Here is a 22,449-nt window from a genome sequence, read left to right on the forward strand (position 1 = left end):
CCGTCAGGATCCGTGCGGCCTCACCAGCAATCGTCGCGGCCCCGGCGGCCGTTGCCGTTGCCGTTGTGGTCGCCGTCCCCCCACTCGTCGCCGCAGTAGTCGCTGTCGCGCCAGTCGCCGGACGGGCTCGCGCCGGCTGCGGACGGCGTCGGGGCGGCGGGCGCAGACGGGGAGGAGGAGCGCGGTGCGGAAGGCGCCGGGCTGCCGGTGGACGACGCGGCCGTCCCGGTGGCCTGGCGGGACGGCTGGGACGTGGGGGGCAGGGTGGTCGGGGGTGCGGTGCCGGCCCCGGAGTCCGCCGGGGCGATCAGGTTGGGGCGGCCGCCGACCTCGAGGTCGGCCACGGGCGCGGCGGGCTCGCCCACAGCTTCGCCGGCGTCGCCGCCGATCAGCAGCGCCGCGCCCGTGAACAGCGCGCCCGACGCGACGACGGCGCCCGTGATCAGCAGCGCCTTGTGGCGCGCCGGAGCCCGATGACGGCCCGGCGTCCGGGTGGTGGGCACCGTGCACTGCTGGCACGTACGTGACGTGCGTCTACATCCCTCGCAAACCATGACGGACACTATGCAGCAAGTCCGTTCCCGCAGGACGGGCAGGTCGATGTCAGGGGGTCAGGCACGGCACTCCGCCCGCATCTGGGCCGCCGCGTGGTGTGCGTCGCCGCCCCGGTCACGGCCCCTGTCGACGAGTTGGACGACGAGTTGCTGGTCGTGGACCGGTACCTTCTCGACGACCAGGCCGCTGCCCCGCAGCTTCGTCTGGTCGATCTCGAAGACCTTGACCACGCTGCCGGGCTCGTCGCGGTCGGACAGAACGTTGTACGTCGTCGGCTCGCCCGCCACATCCCGGTCGCGGTCGCTGTCGGGGACGACGACGGCGACCGAGCAGGTCCGGTAGCCGCTGCCGACGTACCAGGACCAGGTCGCCGTGGAGCCTCGGTCCTTGGTGGGGCTGCCGGACATCGGGACCGCGGTGAAGCTGCCGTCGCAGCCGTCGCCGCGGTGGCCTCCGGAGCCGACGGTGTACCAGCCGTCGGTGCCGTCGGCGAAGCGTCCGTCCTCGCGGTACAGGCCGCCGCCCGCACAACCGGGGCCCGCCCACGCCGAGTACGAGGGACTTTGGGCGTTCCTGGGCGGCTCGTTCTTCGTCGGCGGCTTGGGGGTGGCGCGGCCCGGGGAGGCGGAGGGGGTGCCGGGGGTGCCGGTCGGGGTGATGCGCTGGGGCGCGCCGCCCAGGTCACCGATGTCGTCGGCGGCTCCGCCACCGCCGGACCGGTCGTCCGAGGCTCCCGAGCGTCGGGAGTCGCTGCCGTACGGCCCGCATGCCGCGAGGGCCAACGCCAGCACCGCCACCGCAATCGTCAGTGCCGGCAGGCGCGTTCCCCTGCCGGGGCACCGGGTCGTCGGACCGGCCGCACCCGCACGCGCAGGCCAGGCCGTGCCGCGCCGCGTTCCTGTGCTGTTGTCACCGCATTGTTCGCACGTCATGGATGAACACCTGCATCAGGGGACCGACCGATCAGTATGCCGAGCGCGTCCACTATGCACGAGCAGCACGGGACGAGACAGGTGTTAACGCCGGTAAGGGTAAAAGGATCTAGCGAAGCTCGTCAGGACACGGGGTTCCGCGCGGAAGTTGATAAGGCGCCGCGAGCCGGTAGGTGCCCGGCCGCGGGGCGAGGAGCTCGGTCCACTCGTCACCCTCCGAGTCCTCCTCCGCCTTCAGAAGACAGCCGTTCGGATTGACGTAGTCCTTCGGCCCGTCGTCCTTTGCCGCCTGCGACTCCGGTGTCTCGTACGGACCCTCGACGCCCTCGCCCTCCCCGTCGACGAGGCTGAGCCACGGCGAGTACGGGACGCGGATCAGCACCCGGCCCGCGTTCTGCACATGGATGGTCAGCTCCCCCGCGCCGGCACGGTCCACGGTCGCCGGAGGCTCCGCCATCGGCGTCGGGTCCTTCACCGCGAACAGCTGCCAGTTGGCGTCGCCCCAGATCCGGGTCAGATAGGGCTGGCCCGCCTGTACGAGGTCCGCCTCCAGCACGGCGCCGCTGGAATCGGGCGCTCCCTTCGGCAGCACCACGTAGTGGACGGCCCAGCGGTGCAGCCAGGCGTGGTAGCTCGCGGAGGTGAGGGGGTTCTCCTCGTCGTAGAAGATCGGGTTGCGCTTCATGTCGGCCTGGCGGTTCCAGCCGCGGGCCAGGTTGACGTACGGCGCGAGTGCCGACGCCTCGCGGTGGCTGCTGGCCGGGACGACCTCGACCCGGCCCCGCTCGGCGTCCACCTGCTGGAGCCGGTCGACCAGCGGCGCGAGTTCGCGGTTCCACGACGCCGTCGGGGCGGTACGGGCGATGTCGTCCACCCCCTTGTAGCCGATCCATGCGTTCAGGCCGATGACCGCGAGCACGACGGCGTACCACTTCCGCGAACGCGGCACCGTGTACGGCAGGACGGCGAGCAGCACCACACCGGCGAAGAGCATCGGCAGCCGTGACACGTTCGACCCGATCTGGGAGTCGATCGCCCACGTCAGCAGGGTGCCGATCGCGTACACCGCGGCGCCGGTGCGCACCGTGCGCCAGTTCTTCGGTACGAGGACGAAGACGAGGACCCCGTAGAGGAACGGCAGCGAGGTCGACGGGAGCGACATGGGCTGGGTGCCGGAGAACGGGAACAGCCAGGCGGACAGCGCCACCACCAGGGCCGGCGTGAGGCCGACCGCATACGCACCGGGCCGCCGGCCGTTGAGGAACAGCGCGGCGGCGACGACCCCGAGGAACAGTCCCGCGACCGGGCTGGCGGCGGTGGCGAGTCCCGCGAGCGGCGCGGCGACGGCCGCCTTCGCCCAACGGTTGTGACGCCAGCGGTGCGGCCAGCAGAAGACGGCGCCGACCGCGCCGAGCGCGAACATCATGCCGAGGCCGAAGGTGACGCGGCCGGACAGCGCGTTGCACAGGAACGCGAAGACGCCCACGAGCGAACAGGCCACGGGATTGCGCACGGCACGGACCCGCACCAGCATCAACGCGGTCAGGGCTGCCGACACGGTGCCCGCGAGCATCATGGTCGTCCGCACGCCGATCAGTGACATCACGTACGGGGAGACCACGCTGTACGAGACGGGGTGCATCCCGCCGTACCAGGCGAGGTTGTACGCCGAGTCGGGGTGGCGGCCGACGAACTCGGCCCAGGCGTCCTGGGCCGCGATGTCGCCGCCGCTGTTTGCGAAGAAGAAGAACCAGAGGAGGTGCACGAAGGCGGCGACGGCCGTCGCGAGGGCGACAGGATGGCGGACGAGGCGGGCGCGGACCGCCGTGAGAGGGGGGGTGGGGGTGGCGGCCGGGTCCGGCGAGGGGCCCGGAGGGGGCGACGGGCGCTCGGCGAGCGGTATTCGCGGGCCCATGCCTTCGGTGCCGCCGTTGGTGGTGCTGCTGCCGTCCACCCGTGTCGGCTCAGCGGTGGTCACTGCGGCTCTCCCCGTCCTGTTCCAGCCCTCTGCCGTCGTCCCCCGGCCCGGGCGCGCCCGTGAGCTCCCCGTTCACGTTCAAGACGCCGTCCCGGCGCCCCGAGTTGCCCGGGGACGCCAGCACGCGGGCGTCCCGGCCTCCCGGGACGCCCGTGCGCCGGTCAGCCGAGACGGGTCAGCTTTGCCCCGACGCCCGGCTCCGCGAGGTCCTTCTCCAGGGCGACGGGTGCGCTGACCTTGCCGGCGCCCTCGCCGACGGACACCTGGCCGACGACCGTGCCCGCCTTCGCCGAGTGCGGGATCGCGTCACCGTTCTCGGCGATCTCGATCTTCACGTCGAGGCCGGCGAAGCCTACGGCTTTCAGGTCCTTGGTGGCGACGACCGGGGTGCGCCCGCCGAGGCCGTCGTCGACATGACCGACGACATCACCCTTCTTGACGACCGTTGTGGAGGTGACGGCCTCCTGGGCCGGCGGGATCAGGGCGATGCTGTAGTCGATCGCCTTCTCCAGCTTCTGCCATAGCTGGGGAGCGTCCTGCGCGCCCATCACTATCCCGACGATGCGGCGGATCTCGCCGTCGACGACGGCGTTGGCGGACCAGAGCAGGTTGCCGCCGGCCGGAGTGGACGAGCCGGTCTTGATGCCGCCGACGCCCTCCATCAGAAGGGCACGGTCGTTGTTGTTGCGGATCTGTCCGTCGATGCCCGGGATCTCGACGAGCGTCATGTTGACGATCTCCCGGAACACGTCGTTCTCCATGACCGCCTTGCCCAGCTTGATCTGGTCCAGCGGCGTGGAGACGGTGCTCGACTTGAGACCGCTCGGGTCGGTGTAGGTGCTGTTGGTCATCCCGAGTTCCTTGGCCGCGTCGTTCATCTTCTTGACGAACGCCTCCTCGGAGCCCGCGTCCCAGCGGGCCAGCAGACGGGCCGCGTTGTTCCCCGAGGGGATCATCAGCAGCTGCAGCATCTGCTTCTCGGTGAACTTCTGGCCCTCTCTGATCGGAGCCGTCGACTCGCTCTTCGCCTTCGACTCCTCCTCGGCCTTCTTGTCGACGGTGATCGACGGACCGACCTGGTTGCCCTTGAGCGGGTGGTCCCTGAGGATCACGTACGCCGTCATCGTCTTGGCGACGCTCGCGATGGGAGCGGGCTTCTGGGCGCCGTAGGTACCGAGGCTGCCGACGCCGACGACCTCGGCCGCGCCCTGGCCCTCGGCGGGCCACGGCAGTTCGAGCTTGCCGCCCTCGAAGGTGTACGTCTCCTCGGCGGTCAGCGCGAGGGTGGGGTCCGGCAGCGGGCGCACGAGCTGTACGACCGCAAAGACGATCATCAGGAGCAGGACCAGCGGCGTCCAGATCTTGATCCGCCGCACGACCGTGCGGACCGGCGTCTCTGGCGGCGGCGGAGTGTTCGTCAGCTCGGCGAGCAGGTCGAGCGGCGGCAGCGGGGGCATCGGCTGCTGCCGCGTCCGCTCGGCCTCGCCGAGGGAGGCCGGGGGCTGCTCGGCGGGCACGCCGGTGCCGACGGGCGCAGTGGGTGCTGCGGGTGTCGCGGGTGTCGTGGGTGTTGCGGGTTTGGCCGGTGCGGGTCGCACGTCGTCACGGCGCAGGGGCACGAAGGTACTGGTGCGCTCGGCGTCGCTCTCCGGCTCCGGCTCCTGCTCCGGCTCCGGCCGCGACGCCGGCTTGGCCGCGGGCTTCGGGAGCGAGGGCAGCTTGAGCGCGGTGGTGGGCTGGTCCATGGGCGGCCGCCGCAGCGCCTTGAACATCGTCGTCGGCTGGTCGACACCACCTTCGCTCTTTGCACCCGCACCGGACGATGCCCCCGCACCGCTCTTCGCGGTCGTGGCGGCGGACCGCTCCGCACCCTCAGGCGCGTCCGCCCCGGCCTCGGCGCAGCGGTCCGCTCCGGGCCCGTCCGCGCAGTCCGCGGCACCGGCCGGCTTACGGACGACCGAGAGGGTCATGGTGCCCTCACGGGCCGGGGCTGCCTCCCTCGCGCCCGAGTCGCCCGCAGGGGCCCGTTGACCGGCTTCGTCCGACCGGCCCGCGGGGCCGCCCTCCGGGGACGGGTCCGCGGCGTCGGCCGGCTTCACGGCGGACGTCGCGTCCGCGGGCGGGACGGCCTCGGCGGAGAGTTCCGCGGAGTCCCTCGCGTCTGCGCCGGACCCGCCGGAGGAGTCACCGTCGTCCGTTGCATCCACATCCACGTCGGCGTCCGCCGGACGCCGACGTGGACCGGAGTCGTCCGGCTCGTTCCCATGCGCGTCCGCCGCGCCCTCGGCACCGTCGCCGTCGGCCGCGGCGCCGGCCGGCTCGTCGGCGGCGGAGCCGCCTGCCTCGCTCCCGGTGGCCGAGTCGTGTTCAGAGGGCCGGTCCGCGGCCCTCGACGCACCCGAGGCCGCCCCCTGGGCGGCCCCCGCGCCGTCCGCGCCCAGGTCCGCGTCGGCCGCCTCACCGGCGGCGGAGCCGCCGGTACTACCCGCCGCGTCGGCCGGGTCGGGGGCCGGCGCCTGCGACGGCGACGCGGCAGAGCCGGCTTCGCCGTCCGGCGCGTCGTCCGCCGTCGCCACCCAGGCCGCAACCGCCGCGCGCAGGCGCGCGTCATTGGGCGTGGCGGAGGGGTCCTCGGGGCTGTCGTCCGTCGACGACGAGGAGGTGTCATGGTCCGAGCCGGGCTCGTGCGCGGCCTGGCGGAACACCGAGAGACGCGGGTCGCGCTCCTCCTGAGTCGTCTCCCCCGACGACTTCCGCTGCTCCGACCTGTCGGGGGACTCGCCCGCCACCGTGCCTCCTCCATGAGTCATCTGCCACGCGCCATGCGTATGTCTTCACGAACGCCGAGAACCGGCGGCCAGCCGCCGGCCCTCATGTCCGAACCATCTACCAGTGTCCCGTGTGAGCGCTTGGCTCCCGTGCTAGACGAGAACGACATAGTTATCGGTTCCCTAACAAAGCACCCAGGCGCTCTCGACAGACCAATGTGAGAGGGGTCACCCTGTCATTCATCCACGCGGGGAGGCATGGATGGGCAGGAGCCGCAGAACAATTCCGGAGGAGCTTCTGCTGCTCGCTCTGGACCCGGCAACGGGTACCACAGCGCAGCCGCAGTCGCTCGACCTCGGCCTGGCCGGGGCACAGCTAGTAGAGCTGGCTCTGGCAGGACGGATAGCCCCAGACGGGGATCGTATCGCCGTGGTGATGCCACGGCCGACAGGAGATCCGACTTTGGACTCCGCACTGGAGTTGCTGCGCAGACGCGGCAGTCCGGTCCGGGCCGTCCACTGGATCGGCGGGCCCCGGCTGGGGCTGCGCCAGATTTACCTCTCGCATCTGGAGCGGTGCGGCATGGTGCATGCCGTGGCGGGCCAGATGTGCGGAGTGCTGCCGACGACTCGCTACCAGGCGACGGACACGGCCATCAGCCGGGACATCAGGGCCCGGCTGGACAGTGCGATCCGCACCGGCGTACCGCCGGACCCGCGGACCGCGGCGCTCGCCGCGCTGGCCCACGCGGTCGGACTCGGCAAGCACCTGTACCCGGGCAACGAAGGGCGTTCCTCGCGGTCCCGCCTGCGGGACCTCATCAGGCACGACCCGATGGGCGGCCTCGTCGCGCACGCGGTGATGGACGTCCAGAACGGTGCGGCCGCCCAGCCGCGCCGTAACCAGGCAGCGACCGCGGGCGGCCGCCAGCCGGGTCCCGTGCCGATGCAGCCGCGCCGCGGCAGCATGGCCGCACGCGTCGCCGCGCACTGAGCGCGGTTCGCACAGCACCGCCGCACCACCGCACCGCCGAACACCCCACCGGGGACCTCGCACCGTCTAAGGTCCGGGAGCCGCACAGGAACGCGCGGGGCAGCCACGCCGCTGCCCCGCGCGTTCGCGTATGCAGTCACAGCCGTGCAGCGGCAACCTGCGGCGAGCGCCGCCACGTTCGCGTGTGTGGCCATTTCGCAGCGCGACGAGCACCATTGGTGGCAATCTGCTCAGCAGTAGATACGCACAGCTACCCAGCCGGAGGTGCAGTTTCCGTGGCGTCCAACGTCAACCCCACCGTCAGGAGACGCCGATTGGGGCAGGAGCTGCGTCGGCTCCGAGAGATGAAAGGCATGACGGCCGAGGAGGTGGCGGAGCGCCTACTGGTCTCCCAGTCCAAGATCAGCCGTCTGGAGAACGGCCGCCGCTCCATCAGCCAGCGCGATGTCCGCGACCTGTGCGGGGTGTACGAGGTCGAGGACCACCGCATCGTCGATTCGCTGATGCAGATGGCCAAGGACTCCCGCCAGCAGGGCTGGTGGCACGCCTTCGGCGACATCCCGTACAGCGTATACATCGGCCTGGAGACCGACGCCGCCAGCCTGCGGGTGTACGAGCCGCAGGTCGTGCCGGGTCTGCTGCAGACGCGGCAGTACGCGGAGGCGCTGATCGCCGGTGCGCTGCCCGAGAGCGGGACGACCGACATCGAGAAGCGCGTCAGTGTGCGACTGCGCCGCCAGGAGCGGATCAGGGAATGCGAGCACCCGCTGCGTCTGTGGGTGGTGATCGACGAGGCGGCGCTCCGGCGGGAGGTCGGCGGGAAGCAGCTGATGCGCGAGCAGCTCGAGCATCTGGTGGAGCTGTCGCACGAGCCCCATGTCACTGTGCAGGTACTGCCGTTCGACATGGGCGCGCACCCGGGCATCAACGGGCAGTACGCGATCCTCGAGTTCCCCGACGCCTCTGACTCGAGCGTCGTCTACATCGAGGGCGTGACCAGCGACCTGTATCTGGAGAAGGCCAACGACGTCCAGAAGTACAGCGTCATGTACGAGCATCTGCGCGCGCAGGCACTGAACGTCGACCAGACCCGCCAGTTCATCGCCGACATCGCCAAGACGTACGCCCAGGGAGACCGGGCCTGACGGAAGAGGCGGAACGATACACCAGAGCCACAGTGCGACGGAAGAGTCGCATGGAATATGCCATCCGGTCGAGTGAACGCCCGCCTCACCCCCCGCGCTCGGCGAGTAGCGTCGATCACGCCAGCAACAACGTTGGCTGGAATCACACCACTTGCCAAAAGCGGAGCGAACATGGCAATCCTTCAGGGCGCGACGGAGACCTGGACGAAGTCCTCGTACTCCACCGGAAACGGCGCATGCATCGAGGTCAGGTCCCCGGTCGTCCAGGCGGTTTCCGTCCGGGACTCGAAAGTCCCCGCAGGCCCGACGATCAGCTTCGTCCCCGATTCGTGGAACGCCTTCGTGAACGAAGTGGGCGACGGCGCGTTCGACCTCGGCTGAGCGCGTCACCGCCCGCAGCACGAACGACGACACCCCGGATCCACCGACACGAGGACTCGAGCACTCGAGCGCCTCACTGCACCAAGACAATACCGAGAGCCCTCTCGACTGGTCCGCCGTCCCGGCCGAGGGGGCTCGGCTCAACCCCCGGACCGGGGCCGTCGGCCCGGCTCACCGCAACCGGTCGACATAGCGGTCCGTCCCGGGCACGGTCGGCACGAACGGCGCCACCAGCTCCACCCTCCCCAGCCCCGACTCCGCCACGGCCGTGTCCAGTCCGGTGAAGCCGTCCTCCCATCGGTCCCTCGGATCCTGCTCGAGGAACCACAGCAGCGTCAGCCGGGTGTCCACGCCCTCCACCTGCTGCACATACGTCATCCGGTCGCCCGGCAGCGGCGTCGGCCGAAAGACCGTCACCATCGCCGCGCACGAGCCCGCGAGCCTCCCGGGCAAGTGCTTCGCCCGCAACCACTTGAGCAGCTGAGCCCGCTGCGCGGGCCCGTCGGCGTCGATGACCTGCACGACCAGGCCCGCGTACGGATGGTCCAGCGCGTGGTGGTCGCGCGGCCCGGCCGCGCCGTCGCGGTACACGGTCGCCTCATGGTCCTGGAAGGCCGTGAACACGTGCGTGCGCCGCTGATGGACGCGACCGTCGCGGCCCAGCCGCTTGTTGATGGCGACCGTCCACTTCATGTGGTCGTCGTAGCGGCCCTCTGTGATCCAGTACGTCGAGATGTAGCAGCCGGCGGTCACCGGCTGTGCCACCGCGGACTTCTCCGGGTACCGCAGCAGTTGGAGGTCCCTGGTGGCCACCCAGCGGCGGCCCGCGTAGATCCAGGGCATCGCCATCGCGCCCGCGTAGTAGTGGTCGTCCTCGTACCAGCGGTTGTACGCGTGCTCCTGCCCCGGATGCGGCTCCACCATCGTGATCAGGGCATGGCCGGGGCGAACCCCGTACGGGCCGACGGCCGCCAGCTCGGCGTACACCTCGCTGCGCGTGTCCTCGCTCACCGGTGCTCCCCTTCCCTCCCGTGCCGGACGGACCTACCCTGACGCTCCGTCAGACAATCCGCCAGCCTCGGGAGGCGCCGGGATGCTGCTTCGGGACAAGACAGTCATCGTGTCCGGCGTCGGCGCCGGGCTCGGACACCAGGTCGCGGCAGCGGTCGTCGCGGACGGGGGCAACGCCGTCCTCGGTGCGCGCACGGAGGCGAACCTGGCCAAGTCGGCCGACGGGATCGACCCGGGCGGCACACGCACCGCTCACCGGGCCACCGACATCACCGACGAGGCGCAGTGCGGGGCCCTGGCCGCGCTCGCGCTGGAACGTTTCGGGCGGATCGACGCGGTGGTGCACGTCGCCGCGTGGGACAGCTGCTTCGGCGGCCTCCAGGACTCGGACTTCGATACCTGGCGGGGCGTCCTGGACGTCAATCTGCTCGGCACACTGCGGATGACCCGTGCCTGCCTGCCCGGCCTCAAGGAGAACGGCGGCTCCATCGTGTTCATCGGCACACAGTCGGCGGTGGCCGCGCCCTCACAGGTGCGGCAGGCGGCGTACGCGGCGTCCAAGGGCGCGCTCACCTCCGCGATGTACTCCCTGGCGCGCGAGCTCGGCCCCGACCGGATCCGGGTGAACACGGTGCTGCCCGGCTGGATGTGGGGGCCGCCGGTGCAGGCGTACGTCCGGTTGACCGCCCGCACCGAAGGGGCTCCTGAGGACGAGGTGCTCGGGCGCCTCACCGAGCGGATGGCGCTGCCGGAACTGGCCACGGACCGGGACGTGGCCGAGGCGGCGGTGTTCCTGGCGTCCGACCGCGCCCGCTCGATCACGGGCCAGTCGCTGCTCGTCAACGCGGGCGAACTGATGAGGTGAAAGGGGGCTTCCCGGCGCAGGCGCGGCGGGGCCGCACCGGCACACTTCCGGTGCGGGACGAGTTCCTGGCGAAGATCAACGACGACGCGGGTGGCGCGGTGGCGCGGGCTCGGTGGCCTGGTCCCGGCCCCTCCCCGCGCGAGGCCGCGGGCAGCCGACGCGTGCTCCGGTGCGGGCGTCCGACCGTCAGCAGCTCGTCAGGTCAGTTCCGCCGCGCCCCGCGGATACCGCTGGAGCCAGCCCGGGGCCGTCGCCGTCGGGCTGTGCAGGGCCGGGCCCTGGGTCATCTCCATCGCGAAGTCGTCCGCGATCTCGAGCAGCGTCGGACGCCCCTCCAGCTCGCACAGCCATGCCGGCGGCAGCGCGGTCTCCCCGTGCAGCGCCCCCAGCAGCGCTCCGCAGACCGCGCCGGTCACCTCTGAGGGGCCGTCGTGGTTGACGGCGAGCCGCAGTCCGTGGCGGATGTCCTCGCCGACGAGGGCGCAGTAGACGGCGATGGCGAGGGCGTCCTCAGCGAGGTGCGCCTCGCCGAGGGAGGCGACCCTCGCCGGACTGGGAATTCCCTGCCGTACGGCTCCGAGCGCCTGCCTCAGCGCGTCCGTCACGGGCTGGTGGCCCGGCCGGGACGCCAGCTGGGCCAGGGCACGCTGCACCGAGCCGTCCAGCGTCTCGCCGCGGGCGAGCCCGTGCACGATGACGGCGAACGCCCCGGCCGACAGGTACGCGGTCGGATGCCCGTGCGTCTGCGCCGCGCACTCGACGGCCAGCTGGCACACCAACTGCGGCTCCCAGCCCACCAGCAGTCCGAAAGGCGCCGACCGCACCAGTGCTCCGGCGTCGCGCGCGGTCGGGTTCTTGGGGGTCTGGAGGGTGCCCATGTTCTCGTCGCCGAGACCGGTGAGGGTGTCGCGGGAGGGGTTGCGGCGGCTGTAGAGCCACTCCTCGCGGGCCAGCCAGCCGTTGTCCTTGCGACGCTCGTCGGGGCCCCAGTCCCGCTGGGTCGCCGCCCATCTCAGATACGCGCGGTGCACATCGGTCGGCGGGTGCCAGGCGCCGGTGTCGCGCCGGACCTGCGCCCGTATCAGCCCGTCGACGGTGAAGAGCGTGAGCTGCGTGGCGGCCGTCACCGCGCCCCGGCGGCCGTTGACCGGAGTGAGGTCGGTCAGGGCCTCGGGCCCGTGCGCGGCGCGGATCTCGTCGATGGTGAGCCCGCCGACACAGGCGCCGAGCGCGTCGCCGATGGCGCCCCCGAGCAACGCCCCGCGCACTCTCGCGCGGAAATCCTGCTGCTCGGCACGGCCCCACACGGCTGCGCTCACCGCGCTCCTCCCACCGACGTCGTCGAACGAACACTGCCCGGCGCAGCACTGTAATCGAACGGGAAGGGGTGGCTCAGGTGCCCGCTGCGCGTTCACGGCGGGATCGCACCGGTATGTCGTGATGCCGTGGGCGCGAGGACGCCGGTACGTCCCCGAGCCGTCACGCGCGTCACTCCGGCAGCAGCGGCAGCAGCTCCGGCAGGTGCCCGTCGGACGCGCTCGCCACCTGCTGCCGCTCGGGCGGGACCTCGCCGTACAGGGTCGTACGCGGCTTCGCCGGGCGGCCGGCCGCCTCTGCGATGGCCGTGAGGTCACGGACGGAGCGGTACGAGCCGTACCCGGAGCCGGCCATGCGGGAGATGGTCTCCTCCATCAGTGTGCCGCCGAGGTCGTTGGCCCCGGAGCGGAGCATCTCCGCCGCGCCTTCCGTGCCGAGTTTCACCCAGCTGGTCTGGATATTGGTGATGTGCGGGTGGAGGAGGAGGCGGGCCATCGCGGTGACGGCCCTGTTGTCGCGGGTGGTCGGGCCGGGCCGGGCGATGCCCGCCAGGTACACGGGCGCGTTGGTGTGGATGAAGGGGAGCGTCACGAACTCGGTGAAGCCGCCGGTCTCCTGCTGTATCCCGGCGAGCGTACGGAAGTGGCCGAGCCAGTGCCTGGGCTGGTCCACATGCCCGTACATCATCGTGGAGGAGGACCGGATGCCCAGCTCGTGCGCGGTCTTCACCACCTCGATCCAGGTGGCGGTAGGCAGCTTGCCCTTGGTGAGGACCCAGCGGACCTCGTCGTCGAGGATCTCGGCGGCGGTGCCGGGGATCGAGTCGAGGCCGGCCTCCTTCGCCGCCGTCAGCCACTCCCGGATCGACATCCCGGTGCGGGAGGCGCCGTTGACGACCTCCATGGGCGAGAAGGCGTGCACATGCATGCCGGGCACGCGCTCCTTGACGGCGCGCGCGATGTCGAAGTACGCCGTGCCGGGCAGGTCCGGGTGGATGCCGCCCTGCATGCACACCTCGACCGCGCCGACGTCCCACGCCTGCTCCGCCCGGTCAGCGACCTGGCTGAGGGAGAGCGTGTAGGCGTCGGCATCCGTGCGCCGCTGAGCGAAGGCGCAGAAGCGGCAGCCGGTGTAGCAGACGTTGGTGAAGTTGATGTTCCGCGTGACGACATAGGTGACGTCGTCGCCGACGACGTCACGGCGGAGTTCGTCGGCGATGCGGGTGAGCGCGTCGAGTGCGGGCCCGTCTGCGTGGAGGAGGGCGAGGGCCTCGTCGTCCGTCAGCCTCGTGGGGTCGTGGGCGGCCGTGCGCAGGGCGGCCTTCACGTCCGTGTCGATGCGCTGCGGCACCATGCCGGGCGCGGCGGCCTCACGGAGCGCGTCCCAGTCGCCGTAGACATGGTCGAAGTCGTCACGGCGGTCGTGCGTGCGGCCCTCGGTGTCGATGGTCCGGTGCAGGTCCGTGCGGCCGGTGGCGGTGAAGCCCTCGTCGGGCTCCTGCCACGGCAGCCCCACCGGGACCGCCTCGGGGCGCGCCAGCCCGGTCTCCGGGTCGGCCAGCGCCCGTACGTGCGGCAGCAGCCGCGGGTCGAGCCACGGCTCGCCGCGCCGCACGAACTCCGGGTAGACGCAGAGTCGTTCACGCAGCTCGAACCCTTCGGCCGCCGACTTCTTTGCGAGCTCGTCGATCTGTGGCCAGGGCCGCTCGGGGTTGACGTGGTCCGGTGTCAGCGGGGACACCCCGCCCCAGTCGTCGATGCCGGCGCGGATGAGCCGTGCGTACTCGGCGTCCACCAGGTTGGGCGGGGCCTGCAGGCAGGCGGACGGCCCCATGATGTGCCGGGCCACGGCGACGGTGGCGACGAGCTCGTCCAGCTCGGCGTCCGGCATGCCGCGCATGGCCGTGTCCGGCTTGGCACGGAAGTTCTGCAGGATCAGCTCCTGGATGCCGTGGTACGCGCGGGAGACGCGCCGCAGCGCGAACAGCGACTCGGCCCGCTCCTCGTACGTCTCGCCGATCCCGATCAGCAGCCCGCTGGTGAACGGCACGGAGCTGCGGCCCGCGTCCTCCAGCACTCGCAGCCGCACGGCCGGCTCCTTGTCGGGCGACCCGTAGTGGGGGCCGCCCGGCTCGGACCACAGCCGGGTCGCCGTCGTCTCCAGCATCATCCCCATGGACGGCGCGACGGGCTTCAGCCGCTGGAAGTCGGTCCAGGACATCACACCGGGGTTGAGGTGCGGCAGGAGCCCCGTCTCCTCCAGGATCCGGATCGACATGGCCCGTACGTACGCGATCGTGTCGTCGTACCCGTGCGCGTCCAGCCACTCACGGGCCTCGGGCCAGCGGTCCTCCGGCTTGTCGCCGAGCGTGATCAGCGCTTCCTTGCAGCCCAGCTCTGCGCCGCGCCGGGCGATCTCCAGCACCTCGTCCGGCGACATGAACATCCCGTGACCGGCGCGCCGGAGCTTGCCGGGGACGGTCGCGAAGGTGCAGTAGTGGCATTTGTCCCTGCACAGCCGGGTGAGCGGGATGAACACGCTCTTCGAGTACGTGATGACCCCCGCCCGCCCGGCGGCCTCCAGCCCCGCGTCCCGCACGCGGGCGGCGGACGCCGTCAGGCCCTCCAGATCCTCCCCCCGCGCCTGCAACAGCACCGCGGCCTCCGCCACATCGAGCGCGACCCCGTCCCTGGCCCGCTTCAACGCTCGCCGCATCGCGTTCTCGGTCGGCCGTGCCGAACTGGGTCCGCCCTGGTGATCGGTCATGCGTCGAGCATACGAGCGGCCGCCGACGACCGGACCCGGCGCTGCGGGGTCGGCCGACCACCGGCGCCCTGGCGACCTGAGCCCACCGGCGGACAGGCCGACTTGCTGTACGGACCGGTTCTGCCGTTCAGACCGCTCAGGCCGTTCAGGGCTTTCAGGGCTTTCAGGATGTTCGGGAACGTTCACCCTTATCAGTGTATTCATGCCATAACGGGTGGCGAGAACCGCAAGTGAGGGAATCCATAGGCCGGTCTGTCCGACCGGCAGGCACCTATGGCGCTCCTCACTCACGAAAGGTTCACAGAATGTCCCTCATTGGCCGTAACGCCTTCAAGGCCGCAGTCGTCCCCGTCGCCGCTCTCGCCCTCACGCTGGGCGTGTCCTCCATCGCTCCGGCCGTGGCCATGGCGCCGCCTGCCGCCGCTTCGGCCGAGCAGCGGGTCGTCACAACGCTCGAAGCGGCCATCGCGGCTGACGTGGAAGCCGTTCTCGAGGCGAACCTCGACGTGGACGTCACGGTCGCTGCCGTCGCGCGGGCCGGTCTGGGCGGCAGCGTCGACATCCGGCTCACCGTCGTCCAGAACGCGAAAGTGGAGGCCGACGCCGCACTCGAGGCTGCCATCGCGGCCGAGATCGAGTCCAGGATCGAGGCCACTCTCAAAAAGCACCTCTTCGTCGCCGCGGACCTCGACGTCGCCGTCCGCGTCGACGGCGAGATCAGCGTGGACATCGCCACCCTCTGAGCCTGAGCGGTCTGGCGCCTGAGCGGTCATGACGTTCGTTCGCCTCCGTCGGAGCCCCGTGCTCGTCCACGGAGGATGAAAGCGCGGACCGAGTGCCGCATCGGCCGTCGCCCGATGGGCGCGAAACCGCTCGGGCCCGCACGCGGGCGGCGGACGCCGGCAGTTCCTCCCGATCCGCCGCCGCGCCTGCAACAGCACCGCGGCCTCCGCCGCATCGAGCGCGAGCCGGCTGAGTACCCGTACCCATCGACCTGAGCCCGCCGACGGGTACGGCCGCGATCCCCCGCCTCGTAGCGTCGTCTCCGTGACCGAAGACCTCCAGCAGTCCCGCACCCGCACCTCCGTCGCCAAGTGGCTCGGCATCACCGTGGCCGTGGTCGTGGGCGTCCCGGTACTGCTGGTGCTGGGCGTCATCGTGACGTTCGGCATCCAACGCGCCACCCCTGAGGACTACCCGAAGGTCGACCCGCAGACCATGGTGGACCGAGCGGGCTCGCGCTCCCAGAAGGCTTACGACGTACTCGGTTTCGACGCGACGCTCCCGCCGGGCGAGTTCAACTCCCTGTCGGCCGACTACTGCTACCCGGACGGTCTGGAGAGCGCGGCCGACGAGTCGGTCGACGGCGCCTACGCCCTCTCCCACAACTGGCTGCTCGCCGACGTCCCCGAGTCCGAGGCCTTCCCGGCCATGCGCCGCCTGCGCGACCACCTGAAGTCGGAGGGGTGGGACATCGTCTCCTTCGACTCCACGCCGTCGGGCGACAACTGGACGCTGCGCACGGAGCGCGACGGCGAGGGCCGCCAGGTCTACGAGTGGTACGCGGACGGTGGCCGCCTCCACGGGGGCGTCCACGCGGAGTGCGCCTACGTCCCCACCCCGCCGACGGACTCGTACGCGAGCCCGGACGACGCGACGGCGGGCCTGGCCGCGGCGACTCTTCGGCCGGGGTCGGGCTGAGCGAGCGCGCCTAGGCCAGGCCGGCCACCGGTGACGGGTGTGTAACACGGTGCGACTTCCCCGATTCTCTCGTTGCTGGCGGCAAAGGCCACGTGGCAGCATCCAGTGGTGAGTGACAACGGGGATGACATATCGAGGCCTGACCGCCTCTCGAGACTTTCCGAGTTGGCCGAACTGAGCGAGCAGGCCGAGGAGTCTGCGCGGACGGCGCCAACTGCCCCTGCGGAGCAGTCGGAGGTACCGGAGGCTGCGCCGGTGGTGGACGAGGTGGCGGCCGGGCGACGTCGGTTTGCTCAGTTGCTGGGTGAATTCCGGCGGACGGCGGTGCTGGTGCCGTTCGATGCTTACGGGAGCTTGTGGACGGCGGACTTCAACGGGGTGCGGTGGATCTGTGCGTTCTCCGACGAGGAAGCGCTGTCCCGGTTCGCGCACGCTCAGCAGGACTCGGGGCGGGAGTGGGAGTTCCGGACGATTCTCGGTGCCCGGTTGCTGGATGTGATGGTGCCGATGCTGCCGGGACCGGCGGGGGTTGCGCTGGATGCGGGTAGCGAGGACGGCATGTTGTTCCCGCCGGTCGAGGGTGTGGTGCCCGAGGCGGCGGTGGTGGATCTCGGGGGGACGCAGTGAGCGGGGACAATCCGGATCTTGCGGCGCCGCCATCGGCGCTGGTGGAGATCGCGAACGGTATCAATCTGGCGCATGCCGAGTTGAAGGAGCTCGGCATGATCGGCGAGGCATCGGTCGGGCGTGGCTTTTCTGACCTTGCGTTGTCGGGCCTTGAGTTGGGGCACGGCGGGTTGACGTCGGAGTTCGAGACCTTCTGCAACCGGTGGGAGTGGGGGGTTCGGGCCCTGACCATGAAGGGCAACATCGTCGCTCAGGCGCTGGGCCTGTCAGCCGGCTCGTTCGCCGAGCAGGAGCAGTACATCAAGGACAGCATCAAGATCGGCGTGAACTCGGTCAACGGCAATCCGCATCTGTCGGAGGACGAGGTCAAGCAGATGAGCTGGGACACGATCCGTGACCAGCACGCGTGGGACAACGCGGACTGGAGTCGCAAGTCGATGGCCGAGGCGCATGCCGAGGTCAAGCAGACGTGGGCCAACACCACATATGACGTGATGGACGCGCAGAACGATGCGATGGAGCGGGCGGGCATCCTCGATCCGTCGGTGCGGGAGCGGTTGGACGCACAGTTGCGCGAGGACCTGGACCCCGATCAGGCGACGGTCGATCAGGCTGAGCAGCCGCGCTGGGGGGAGAGCCGCTGATGACGGACTTCGGGATCATTGGCGATCTGGCGGGGAAGGCGACCGACAAGGTCGTCGACACGGTCGATGCGGGAATCGACAAGGGCAAGGAGGTCCTGGGCGAGGGTGTCGACTATGTGACCGACAAGGCCGGCCAAGGCCTGCGCCACTACGGCTACGACGGTGTGGCCGAGGCGGTGGAGGACTGGGGGGACGAGACCGCTTCCTCGCTCGGTGCGGAGGTGGGTGAGCAGCAGCTCGGCCAGACCGAGGAGGCGAATGAGCTGATTCACGGCAACCCTGGCAAGATCGCCGAAGCGGTCAAGAACCTTCGGGACTTCCAGACAGCGTTCGACCTTGTCGGCGGTGGGTTGAAGAAGCTGGATTCCGGCCACTGGAAGGGCGAGGCCGCCAATACCTTCCGGGAGAAGTTCGAGCCGCTGCCCACGGACTGGCTGCGGGCGGCTGACGCGTGCGAGAACGCCGCCAAGGCGTTGGAGACCTATTCCAAAGCGATCACCAGCGCGCAGGGCAAAGCCAGGGAAGCGATCGCCCTCTACAAGGAGGGCGAGAGCGACTCCAAGAAGGCGGTCGAGGCGTACAACAAGAAGGTCGACGCCTACAACGCGGCCCGTAACGGTGACAGTCCGTTGCCGCACCCAGGTGAGTACTCCGATCCGGGCAAGGCCAAACGCGCCCAGGCACGGGAGATCCTCGCCGATGCCCGCAGGGCCCGCAACGAGGCCGCGGAGAGTGCGAAGAGCGCGGTCACGGCGGCGATGGCGCACGCTCCGAAGGAGCCCACCGGCCGGGACAAGCTCAAGGCAGAGTTCATGGACTACGCCATGGGCCAGAGCATCGAACTGGCCCATGTCGGCGCCGGTGTCGTCAAGGGAACAGCCGGCATCGTCAACTTCGTCCGCTCGGTCAACCCGATCGACGCCTACAACCTGACCCACCCGGCCGAGTACTGGAAGGGCGTCAACATGACGCTCGCCGGTATCGCCTCCACCGCGGCCAACCCCGACCGAGCTTTGAAGAACGCCTGGGAAGCGGCCAAGGGGGACCCGTCCGAATTCATCGGCCGCCTCATCCCCGAACTCCTCGGCACCAAGGGCGCCGGCGCCGTCAAGGGCCTGGTCACGGCCGGAGCCAAGAACGCCGTCACAACGGGTGCGAAGACTGCTGTTCGCGAAGGGGTCGAAGACGCGGCGAAGCCCGCCCGTACCCCGGACGCCGTCGAGAACAGGGGCACGGACCCGATCGACCTTGCGACCGGCGTCATGTATCTGCCGCAAACGGACATCGTGCTGCCCGGATCGCTGCCTTTGGTCTTCCGCCGCCGTGTTGCCTCGGACTACCGGGCCGGCCGGTGGTTCGGCCCGTCCTGGTCGTCCACCGCAGACCAGCGCCTGGAGATCGATTCGGAGGGTGTCGTCTTCGTCTGCGAGGACGGACTCCTGCTCGCCTATCCGCATCCGGCCCCTGGTGTCCCCGTCATGCCGAGCCACGGCCCTCGCCGGCCACTGGACCGTGACGCCGACGGCGACTACACGATCAGCGATCCGGACACAGGCCGCACCTGGCACTTCGGCACGCGCGGGGACGACCAGGCACTGCTCAGCCAGATCGACGACCGCAACGGCAATTGGATCACCTTCGAGTACGACGAGGCCGGCACCCCGACGTCGATCGTCCACAGCGGCGGCTACCACCTGAAACTCACCACCGAGGACGGCCGGGTCACGGCCCTGTACCTGGCCGGGGCCGCCGCCGACGGCTCGGACCAGGAGATCCTGCGCTACGGGTACACCAACGGCCACCTCACGGAGGTCACCAACTCCTCCGGCCTGCCACTCAGGTTCGAGTACGACGACCGCGCCCGAATCACCTCCTGGACCGACACCAACAACAGCCGCTACGACTACACCTACGACGACCAGGACCGGTGCATCGCCGAGACAGGTGCCGAGGGTCATATGGCCCTGCACCTCGACTACAACGGGATCGACGCCGAGACCGGCCTGCGCGTCACGACCACCACGACCGCGGCCGGTGCCGTGAACCGGTTCGTCATCAACGACGCCCACCAGGTCGTCAAGGAGATCGACCCGCTCGGCGCGGTCACCTGTTACGAGCGCGACCGCTACAACCGTCTCCTGTCCCTGACCGACCCGCTCGGCCGCACGACCCGCTTCGAATACGACGAGTCCGGGCAGCCCACCGCGGTCGTTCGCCCCGACGGCCGCGAGGCGACCGCGGAGTACAACGACATCGGACTGGCAGTCCGCGTGACCAACCCGGACCGTACGACGGTCCGCCAGGACTACGACGAGCGCGGCAACCGCACCAGCGTGACCGCCCCCTCAGGGGCCGTCACCCGCTACACGTACAACCAAGCCGGGCACCTCACCACCGTCACCGACGCACTCGGTCACACCACCCGTATTCAAACCAACGCGGTCGGCCTGCCGGTCGAGATCACGGACCCCCTCGGCGCGACGACCCGTATCGAACGCGACCCGTTCGGACGCCCTGTCACCCTCATCGACCCCCTCGGCGCAACGACCCGGCTCGAGTGGACCCCCGAAGGCAAACTCGCCCGCCGCACCGAGGCCGACGGCACCCAGCAGTCCTGGACGTACGACGGCGAAGGCAACTGCATCGCCCACACCGACGCCCTCGGTCAGGTGTCCCGCTTCGAGTACACCCACTTCGACCTCCTCAGCGCCCGCACCGGCCCGGACGGGGTGCGCTACGAGTTCACCCACGACCACGAGCTGCGCCTCACCCAGGTCCTCAACCCACAGGGACTGACGTGGGACTACGCATACGACCCGGCCGGTCACCTCATATCCGAGACCGACTTCGACAACCGGACTCTCACCTACGAACGTGACCCGGCAGGCCGCCTCGTCGCCCGCACCGACGCCCTCGGCCAGACAATCCGCTACGAGCGCGACGAACTCGACCGCCTTACCCGCAAGGACGCCGCCGGTTCGATCACGACCTTCGCGTACGACTACTCGGATCAGCTCGCCGAAGCCTCCAACGCCGACGCCACCATCACCTACCTCCGCGACCGCTACGGCCGCCTGGTCTCCGAGACGGTCAACGGCCGCACCATGTCGTACACCTACGACGTCCTCGGTCGCCGCACCGGACGCACCACCCCCACGGGCGCGGTCAGCACCTGGACCTACGACGCGGCAGGTCGCCGCACCTCCCTGACCACCTCCGGCCGCACGATCTCCTTCGAACACGACGCGGCCGGGCAGGAAATCGCGCGCCACATCGGCGACACCGTCTCCTTCACCAACCAGTACGACCCGCTCGGCCGCCTCACCAGCCAGCACGTCACCGGCACCGCGGGCCGCAGCATCCAGCGCCGCGACTACACCTACCGTGCGGACGGCAACCTCATAGGCCTCGACGACCAACTGGCCGGCTCGAAGACGTTCGACCTCGACCCGGCCGGCCGCGTAACCGCCGTCCACTCCGCGGGCTGGACCGAGCGGTACGCCTACGACGAAGCCGGCAACCAGACCGAAGCCTCCTGGCCCGCCACCCATCCCGGCCAAGAAGCCGTCGGCACCCGTGAGTACACCGGCACCACCATCACCCGCGCCGGCGCCATCCGCTACGAGCACGACACGCTGGGCCGCATCACCCTCCGCCAAAAAACCCGCCTGTCCCGCAAGCCCGACACATGGCGCTACGAGTGGGACGCCGAGGACCGCATGCGCTCGGTCACCACACCAGACGGCGTCATTTGGCGCTACGAGTACGATGCGCTGGGCCGGCGGACGGCAAAGCAGCGCCTCGGCGACGACCAGGAGACCGTCCTCGAACAGATCACTTTCACCTGGGACGGCACGACACTATGCGAACAAACCACATACAGTGACGACCTGCCCGCCCCGGTCGCACTTACCTGGGACCACCGTGGTCTGCGTCCTCTGGCTCAGGCAGAACGCGCCCTTGCAAGCGGTGCGCCACAGGAAACGATCAACAACCGCTTTTTCTCCATAGTCACCGATTTGATCGGGACCCCGAACGAGCTGATCGACGAATCGGGCGACGTCGCATGGCACACCCGCAGCACGTTGTGGGGGACCACCGCTTGGGCGACGGCAAGTTCGGCGTACACCCCATTGCGCTTCTCAGGCCAGTACTTCGACCCGGAAAGCGGCCTGCACTACAACTACTTTCGATATTACGAACCTCAGTCCGGGCAATACATGTCCCAGGACCCGCTGGGCATCAGGCCAGCGCCCAGCCCCACTTCATACGTCTCCAATCCGCACCGCCTGTCGGATCCACTCGGGCTGTCCCCGTGTCCGGGATCAATGGATTACATGGAGCACAACGCGATACCCGCCGGTGACCCCGTCACTCATGGCCCCACTGGCACACTAATCGGCACCGATGGGGCGAGCAGGCGAAACTTCGAGAATGTCCTGAACGCCGGGGAGCACGACGTGGTCGCTCACGGCAGCCGAGACGGATTCCTTGAAACACCCTCCGGCAACGTCAATGGCGGGCAAATTGTCGATGCCGTCACGAATAATCCGCACTATAATGGCGGTCCACTCAGGCTCATGGTGTGCCACTCGGGCTCGCTGGATTCAGGGATCGCACAGCAGATCGCCAACGAAATGGGAACCACAGTCAGAGCCCCAACCGACAAGGTCGGCACCAACCCATTGCTCGGTACAGGACAAACGCCCCAGATCGCCAATGACGGATACTGGAGAATCTTTCTACCAATGCTGGAGAACTGACA

The 22,449-nt window shown here is 70.1% G+C and carries 16 protein-coding genes; 9 read left to right on the top strand and 7 right to left on the bottom strand.

The features are described from left to right. Positions 1 to 20 precede the first annotated feature (20 nt). From IE198_RS24420 to IE198_RS24435, 4 genes are all read right to left on the bottom strand, one after another. Entirely contained in the window at positions 21 to 503 is a 483-nt protein-coding gene (locus tag IE198_RS24420) for a hypothetical protein (RefSeq protein ID WP_189890132.1), read from the bottom strand. A gap of 108 nt (positions 504 to 611) precedes the next feature. Next, complete coding sequence (locus IE198_RS24425) at positions 612 to 1,346, bottom strand: adhesin (RefSeq protein WP_229834288.1); 735 nt, start codon at positions 1,344 to 1,346, stop codon at positions 612 to 614. Between the two features lie 250 nt (positions 1,347 to 1,596). Then, a complete protein-coding gene (locus IE198_RS24430) occupies positions 1,597 to 3,465 on the bottom strand; it encodes a DUF8823 domain-containing protein (protein WP_189890136.1) in 1,869 nt (622 codons plus the stop codon). Between the two features lie 161 nt (positions 3,466 to 3,626). Then, on the bottom strand, positions 3,627 to 6,275 hold the full coding sequence (locus tag IE198_RS24435; protein ID WP_229834289.1) for a serine hydrolase: 2,649 nt from the start codon (positions 6,273 to 6,275) through the stop codon (positions 3,627 to 3,629). Positions 6,276 to 6,495: 220 nt separating this feature from the next. Here IE198_RS24435 and IE198_RS24440 point away from each other — a divergent pair, with 220 nt between their 5' ends. The 3 genes from IE198_RS24440 (at position 6,496) to IE198_RS24450 (ending at position 8,753) form a co-directional block, all read left to right on the top strand. Continuing rightward, on the top strand, positions 6,496 to 7,227 hold the full coding sequence (locus IE198_RS24440; RefSeq protein WP_100107683.1) for a GOLPH3/VPS74 family protein: 732 nt from the start codon (positions 6,496 to 6,498) through the stop codon (positions 7,225 to 7,227). 275 nt (positions 7,228 to 7,502) lie between these two features. Beyond that, positions 7,503 to 8,372, top strand: a complete 870-nt coding sequence (locus IE198_RS24445; protein WP_189890138.1) for a helix-turn-helix domain-containing protein — start codon at positions 7,503 to 7,505, stop codon at positions 8,370 to 8,372. A 171-nt stretch (positions 8,373 to 8,543) separates the two neighbouring features. Then, positions 8,544 to 8,753 carry a DUF397 domain-containing protein gene (locus IE198_RS24450; RefSeq protein ID WP_189890140.1) on the top strand — a complete coding sequence of 70 codons (210 nt, stop codon included), beginning with the start codon at positions 8,544 to 8,546 and terminating at the stop codon, positions 8,751 to 8,753. A gap of 171 nt (positions 8,754 to 8,924) precedes the next feature. On the opposite strand, the gene IE198_RS24455 is transcribed toward IE198_RS24450, so the two are convergent. Next, the gene (locus IE198_RS24455) at positions 8,925 to 9,764 is read right to left on the bottom strand and encodes a hypothetical protein (protein WP_189890142.1); all 840 of its coding nucleotides are present in this window, start codon (positions 9,762 to 9,764) and stop codon (positions 8,925 to 8,927) included. An 82-nt stretch (positions 9,765 to 9,846) separates the two neighbouring features. On the opposite strand from IE198_RS24455, the gene IE198_RS24460 reads away from it, so the two are divergent. Next, positions 9,847 to 10,629: an SDR family oxidoreductase gene (locus tag IE198_RS24460; protein WP_189890144.1), complete on the top strand. Its 783-nt coding sequence runs from the start codon at positions 9,847 to 9,849 to the stop codon at positions 10,627 to 10,629. 197 nt (positions 10,630 to 10,826) lie between these two features. Here the strand turns inward: IE198_RS24460 and IE198_RS24465 are convergent, their stop codons facing one another. Beyond that, positions 10,827 to 11,948 (bottom strand): ADP-ribosylglycohydrolase family protein, encoded by a 1,122-nt coding sequence (locus tag IE198_RS24465; RefSeq protein ID WP_189890146.1) that lies wholly within the window; start codon positions 11,946 to 11,948, stop codon positions 10,827 to 10,829. Between the two features lie 169 nt (positions 11,949 to 12,117). Continuing rightward, positions 12,118 to 14,712: a bifunctional FO biosynthesis protein CofGH gene (locus IE198_RS24470; protein ID WP_189890148.1), complete on the bottom strand. Its 2,595-nt coding sequence runs from the start codon at positions 14,710 to 14,712 to the stop codon at positions 12,118 to 12,120. A gap of 305 nt (positions 14,713 to 15,017) precedes the next feature. On the opposite strand from IE198_RS24470, the gene IE198_RS24475 reads away from it, so the two are divergent. The 5 genes from IE198_RS24475 to IE198_RS24495 all read left to right on the top strand — a co-directional run bounded on the left by IE198_RS24475 (position 15,018) and on the right by IE198_RS24495 (position 22,447). Continuing rightward, the gene (locus tag IE198_RS24475; RefSeq protein ID WP_189890150.1) at positions 15,018 to 15,455 is read left to right on the top strand and encodes a hypothetical protein; all 438 of its coding nucleotides are present in this window, start codon (positions 15,018 to 15,020) and stop codon (positions 15,453 to 15,455) included. Positions 15,456 to 15,759: 304 nt separating this feature from the next. Further along, positions 15,760 to 16,413: a hypothetical protein gene (locus tag IE198_RS24480; protein WP_189890152.1), complete on the top strand. Its 654-nt coding sequence runs from the start codon at positions 15,760 to 15,762 to the stop codon at positions 16,411 to 16,413. Between the two features lie 108 nt (positions 16,414 to 16,521). Further along, positions 16,522 to 17,040 (top strand): SseB family protein, encoded by a 519-nt coding sequence (locus IE198_RS24485; RefSeq protein ID WP_189890155.1) that lies wholly within the window; start codon positions 16,522 to 16,524, stop codon positions 17,038 to 17,040. Beyond that, complete coding sequence (locus IE198_RS24490; protein WP_189890157.1) at positions 17,037 to 17,684, top strand: hypothetical protein; 648 nt, start codon at positions 17,037 to 17,039, stop codon at positions 17,682 to 17,684. The genes IE198_RS24485 and IE198_RS24490 overlap by 4 nt, the downstream gene beginning before the upstream one ends. After that, positions 17,684 to 22,447: a putative T7SS-secreted protein gene (locus IE198_RS24495; RefSeq protein ID WP_229834290.1), complete on the top strand. Its 4,764-nt coding sequence runs from the start codon at positions 17,684 to 17,686 to the stop codon at positions 22,445 to 22,447. Before IE198_RS24490 ends, IE198_RS24495 begins: the two co-directional genes overlap by 1 nt. Positions 22,448 to 22,449 lie beyond the last annotated feature (2 nt).

The sequence above is a fragment of the Streptomyces xantholiticus genome (genome assembly GCF_014651015.1).
Taxonomy (GTDB): Bacteria; Actinomycetota; Actinomycetes; order Streptomycetales; family Streptomycetaceae; genus Streptomyces; species Streptomyces xantholiticus.

What these genes read in the sequence shown, in the direction of transcription:
- IE198_RS24435 (WP_229834289.1), bottom strand. Translation starts at nt 6,275, where the DNA reads ATGACTCATGGAGGAGGCACGGTGGCGGGCGAGTCCCCCGACAGGTCG.
- IE198_RS24440 (WP_100107683.1), top strand. Translation starts at nt 6,496, where the DNA reads ATGGGCAGGAGCCGCAGAACAATTCCGGAGGAGCTTCTGCTGCTCGCT.
- IE198_RS24450 (WP_189890140.1), top strand. Translation starts at nt 8,544, where the DNA reads ATGGCAATCCTTCAGGGCGCGACGGAGACCTGGACGAAGTCCTCGTAC.
- IE198_RS24460 (WP_189890144.1), top strand. Translation starts at nt 9,847, where the DNA reads ATGCTGCTTCGGGACAAGACAGTCATCGTGTCCGGCGTCGGCGCCGGG.
- IE198_RS24470 (WP_189890148.1), bottom strand. Translation starts at nt 14,712, where the DNA reads ATGACCGATCACCAGGGCGGACCCAGTTCGGCACGGCCGACCGAGAAC.
- IE198_RS24475 (WP_189890150.1), top strand. Translation starts at nt 15,018, where the DNA reads ATGTCCCTCATTGGCCGTAACGCCTTCAAGGCCGCAGTCGTCCCCGTC.
- IE198_RS24495 (WP_229834290.1), top strand. Translation starts at nt 17,684, where the DNA reads ATGACGGACTTCGGGATCATTGGCGATCTGGCGGGGAAGGCGACCGAC.